Raw genomic sequence first — 3,687 nt, forward strand, 5'->3', positions numbered from 1 at the left:
GGACGTCGCGGCCGCGGGGTCCGTAGGCGGACAGCGGCGCGGCGGCGCTGGTGGCCACGGCGACGACTTCGCGTTCGGGCAGGTGCGGCTCGAGCAGGCGGGTGCCGTAGTCCTCGCGGAGCTGGTCGACCCATTCGACGCGGTCGCGGCGGTCGGTGCGGTGGCGGTTGACGACGACGCCGGCCAGTCGCAGGGCGGGGTTGTAGTGCTGGCGGACGGTGCCGACGGTGCGGGTCATCTGGGTCAGGCCGTCGACGCTGGGGGCGCGGGGCTCGGTGACCAGGAGGGCGGCGTCAGCGGCGGTGAGGGCGTTGATGGTGAGCTGGCCGAGGTTGGGCGGGCAGTCGATGAGGACGACGTCGTAGGCGTCGAGGGCGCCGTCCATCGCGGTCCGCAGGCGGGCCTCGCGGCCGGGGTCCTGGTCTTGCTCACGGTTGGATAGGGCGAGCTCGGCGGCGACGACGTCGACGCCGGTCCACCCCTCCCCTGCCGGCACGATCGCTTCTGCGATGACGCCGGGCGCGACGGTGCGGGTGGTGGGGTCGACGGCCAGGACGTCGTTGAGGGTGAACGGGGGGGCTTGGTCGATGCCGAGGTTGGCGGTGGCGTTGGCTTGGGGGTCGGCGTCGATGACGAGCACGCGGCGGCCTTGGCGGGCGAGGGCGTCTGCGAGGCCGACGGTGATGGAGGTCTTACCGACGCCGCCTTTCTGGTTCGCCAGGGCGAGGACGTGGGTGGTCACGTTTGCTCCAAGGGTCCGAAGGTGGGGAACGGTAGCGTTTGAGTAGTTGGATGACAAGTGATACGCGGGTGGCGGGGCGTGCGGGCGCAGCCCCCGCGCCGGGGCCGGGAGGGCTGTCCCGCCGTAGGCGGGTCCGCAGGGCCCGAGCTGCGCGAGCTCGTGGCGCCGGCGCTCCGGTGGGTGGCCGCTTGTGGCGGGGGAGGCTGTCCCGCCGAAGGCGGGTCCGCTCAGACGACGACGGCGTGCACCAGCGGCGGGACACCAGCCAAGAGCGACCACCCACCTGAGCGCCGCCTGCTGAGGAGGTTAGGGCGGTCGTCGCGGGGGTTCGCGTCGCCGTCCTCGACGTCGAGCCGGTAGGTGCTCATGCGTCCTCACCGTCCTGGTCGCCGGAGGTCTGCACGTCGAGGTGGACGTTTGCGATGAGGCGGGCGAGAAGGACGGCGAAGGGGACGGCGCCGAGGAGGACGAGGGCCACGCCCAGCACGAGAGCGGTCTGGGAGTCTTGGCCTGCCAGCAGCACCCAGCCGCCGAGGGCGACCGGGACCAACAGCAGGACCAGCACGGCGGCCAGCCTCAGGACAGCGGTCTCGACGTCAAGCCGGATCGTCCGCCGGGTCGTGGGCATAGCGCGGAGGTTAGGTCGGGGTACCGACATGCGTGTCATGACTACTCCTGAGGGGTCGAGTTTCGGGGGCGCAGCCCCGGGAGAGGAGGGGCGCCCCGGTCGGGGCGCCCCTCCGCGTGGTCACTGGCCGGCTGGTCCTGCTCGTCATCCCGGCCGTCGGCCTCGGCGCGAGTCCAGCCGCCGGGGGCGGTAGCGATACCGGTGAGGCGGACTGCGCGGACGACGCGCTCGATCGCACGGCCGCCGTTCGCATGGTGCGTGGGTCAGGTGGCCAACGCTCACCAGTCGTCCCAGTCGTCGGCTTGCATCGGGGCATTCGGGGAGTAGTCCTTCCTGCGGTCAAAGTCGTTCTCCCATCCCGCGGCGAAGGTCGGGTTGTCCCAATGGACCACCATGGGGATCTCGTCCGGCGCGGCCAGGTCGACGGCGTTGTTGGCCGCGTGCCAGGCGGCGTGCAGGCACCGGGGCGAGGGGACCATCTCGTCGTCGAGCGGGTCGCTGGCGCGCTCGGCCCACTCGTCGGCCGTCCGGGCTGCCCCTGCGGTGGCGCGAGCGCGTATGGGGCCGTGGTTGGCAACGGCCTCCCGGACCTGGAGCGCGGCGCCTCGGCGAGCGGCGGTGGCTTCGAGCGTGATCGCGGCACTGCGCTGGGTGGTGCGCGGCGCCAGCCCAGGCAGCAGGTGGCAGGCGCACCGCGGGATCATGTAGTCCACGAAATCGCGGAAGTCGCTGAGGTGGGCGCGGCAGTAGCCACCCTGACCCGGAGAGGACTGCGCGGCCTCGGTCTCGGCGGCCACGCTCTTCTCGGTCTTGCCCATTTCTTATCCCACTCTCCCTCGGCCCTACTTACGGTAGTAACCCTACCGTTCGTATCCTTGGAAGGCAAGCCGTCGGGCAACTTTTCTTGGTGCTCGCGGCGCCCGGACCGATCCGGTGGTGGGCTGGCCGTTGCGGGAGGGGGAGGGGCGCCCCGGTCGGGGGCGCCCCTCCAGGGGGTCACTCGTCGGGCTGGTCCTGCTCGTCCTGCCGGTCCTCGGGCTCGGCGGGCGCCTGGGGCAGGGGGTCCTGGCCGCAGGCGCGGCGCTCGACGTCGGACAGGGTGTAGCCCTGGGCCTCGATCCAGTGGAGGTAGCGGGCGGTGTCGGCGGAGACGTTGCGCCAGGAGTGCTTGCCGGTGGCCTCCTCGGCGGCGGCCAGCAGCAGGACCAGGGTGATGACCTGGGCGCGGGGGCCGGTGGTGCGCTCGTCGAGCAGGACCGGGCGGCGCCCGTAGCCGCTGCTGTCGGCGCCCAGGAGGTCGCAGGCCAGGCGGTGGCCGCTCTCGCGGGCCTTGGACAGTGCCCACCCGTCGAGCAGGGTGGTGGTGATGAACTGCGGGGCGTCCTTGGGGGCGCTCTTGCGGGTGGCGAAGGCGCGCAGCCAGTCCCGGCGGACGGTCTCGGCCGACGCCCATGCGCGGTTGGACTCGATGACGTCGCGGCGCTCGGCCCTGGCCTGCTCACGCTCGGTCTCGCTCATGTCGGCCGCGCGGGGCCGGGTGCTGCCGCCGGTCAGGTGGGCGTAGCGGTCGGTGTGGCCGTTGCCCTTGGGGTCGGTGCAGACGTGGACGGCCTGCATCGTCTCGACGCGCTGGCTCGCGGGGAGATAGTTGATCGAGGTCACGCCGTCGTCGGCCAGGTTCTCGGCCAGGGCCTCGTCCTCCTCCTCGTCCTCGCCGTAGCCACCCTCGACGTCGTCGGTGTCCTCGGGCTCCTGCTCGTGGGTCCAGGTCACCCAGGGGCGGACGTAGGCCGCGCGCCCGGGGCACTCGGCGTGCGCCTCCGGGGTCAGGGGCTCTCCCTGGGCGTCGAGCAGGTCGCCCAGGGACCGGGTGCGCTCGTCGTGGCGGGGCCGGTCGATGACGGGGATGCCCTGCGCGCTCAGGTCGGCGGTGATCTGCTCGCCCTGGCGGCGCAGGGTACGGGCGTCGCGGGCGCGCTGGGCGACGTGCTCGAACTGCCCGGACCGGGCGGCGGCGACCAGGGCGGTGACCGTGTCCGGCTCGTCCTCGAAGTCGGCCAGGACGGCGGACTGGTCCAGGGTCAGGAAGTCCCACCGCTCGACGGCGCCGGTGGCGATGCCGCTGCCCGCGACAGTCAGGGCCGCGTCGACGTCGGCGCGCTTGGTCGCGGTGCGCTTGGCGATCTGCGCGGCCGAGACGCCCAGAGCCGAGAGCTGGGCGAAGGCGGCGACCCGCTCCCCGGTCGTGAGACCGGCACGGTGGTCGTTCTCGCCCATCTGGTCGACCAGCCGGTCGGCCTCGGCCAGGTCGGCCACG

The 3,687-nt window shown here is 73.1% G+C and carries 5 protein-coding genes; all 5 read right to left on the reverse strand.

Annotated elements, in window-relative coordinates:
• A partial coding sequence (locus WDV86_RS07410) for a ParA family protein (RefSeq protein WP_339566972.1) occupies positions 1-742 on the reverse strand: 742 nt, incomplete at its 3' end.
• Positions 743-969: 227 nt separating this feature from the next.
• Positions 970-1,110: a hypothetical protein gene (locus WDV86_RS07415; RefSeq protein ID WP_339566973.1), complete on the reverse strand. Its 141-nt coding sequence runs from the start codon at positions 1,108-1,110 to the stop codon at positions 970-972.
• Positions 1,107-1,370, reverse strand: a complete 264-nt coding sequence (locus WDV86_RS07420) for a hypothetical protein (RefSeq protein ID WP_339566974.1) — start codon at positions 1,368-1,370, stop codon at positions 1,107-1,109. Before WDV86_RS07420 ends, WDV86_RS07415 begins: the two co-directional genes overlap by 4 nt.
• A gap of 278 nt (positions 1,371-1,648) precedes the next feature.
• Positions 1,649-2,188, reverse strand: coding sequence for a hypothetical protein (locus WDV86_RS07425; RefSeq protein WP_339566975.1), 540 nt, complete (start codon positions 2,186-2,188; stop codon positions 1,649-1,651).
• A gap of 178 nt (positions 2,189-2,366) precedes the next feature.
• The coding region (locus tag WDV86_RS07430; protein ID WP_339566976.1) for a hypothetical protein at positions 2,367-3,687 on the reverse strand (1,321 nt) is incomplete at its 5' end.

It is taken from the genome of Pseudokineococcus sp. 1T1Z-3 (assembly GCF_037482365.1).
GTDB lineage: Bacteria > Actinomycetota > Actinomycetes > Actinomycetales > Quadrisphaeraceae > Pseudokineococcus.

Bases quoted from the DNA above. Each gene is read 5' to 3' on its own strand.
- WDV86_RS07415 (WP_339566973.1), bottom strand. From the start codon at position 1,110: ATGAGCACCTACCGGCTCGACGTCGAGGACGGCGACGCGAACCCCCGC.
- WDV86_RS07420 (WP_339566974.1), bottom strand. From the start codon at position 1,370: ATGCCCACGACCCGGCGGACGATCCGGCTTGACGTCGAGACCGCTGTC.
- WDV86_RS07425 (WP_339566975.1), bottom strand. From the start codon at position 2,188: ATGGGCAAGACCGAGAAGAGCGTGGCCGCCGAGACCGAGGCCGCGCAG.